This window comes from Hansschlegelia beijingensis (assembly GCF_045505405.1).
Lineage (GTDB): Bacteria > Pseudomonadota > Alphaproteobacteria > Rhizobiales > Methylopilaceae > Methylopila > Methylopila beijingensis_A.
The window spans coordinates 1-501 of the sequence record NZ_JBJKEX010000750.1 but is presented as its reverse complement, the minus strand read 5'-3'; the positions used below and the strand labels follow the sequence as shown (position 1 = coordinate 501).

Below are 501 nucleotides of genomic sequence, written 5' to 3'. Positions count from 1 at the left end.
CCCCGGGCGCCCATGGCCACGCCAACGTCCGCGGCGGCGAGCGCGGGCGCGTCGTTCACGCCGTCGCCCACCATCATGACCGGCCCGTTCTTCCGCTCGCTCAGCACCACCAGGACCTTCTGGTCCGGGCTGAGGCCGGCCCGCAGGGCGTCGAGCCCCAGCCCTTTCGTCACCTGCTCCGCGACGTCGGCGCGGTCGCCCGTGGCGAGCAGGATTCGTCCGATCCCCTCCGCCCGGAGCTTGAGCAGCATGGGGCCGGCGTCCTCCCTGAGGGCGTCGGCCATGACGAGATGGCCCGCGATCTCGCCGTCGACCGCGATCGTCACAAGTACCGACCCGGCCGGGAGCTTGCGGCGGCCCTCCAGCGTATTTCCGACCGACGCCGCGACGAAGCCCGGGCCCCCGACCGCGACCCTGTGGCCGTCGACGAGGCCGGTCAGCCCTTCGCCAGGAGTTTCGTCGACCTCCCGGGGCGCTGCGAGCGCGAGGCCGCGGGCGACG

At 74.3% G+C, this 501-nt stretch carries 1 protein-coding gene; it reads right to left on the bottom strand.

Annotation, left to right across the window (positions count from 1 at the left end; translation table 11 throughout):
• Window positions 1-501, bottom strand: a 501-nt coding sequence (locus ACIKT0_RS19970) for an HAD-IC family P-type ATPase (protein WP_407106969.1), incomplete at both ends; no start/stop codon positions are given.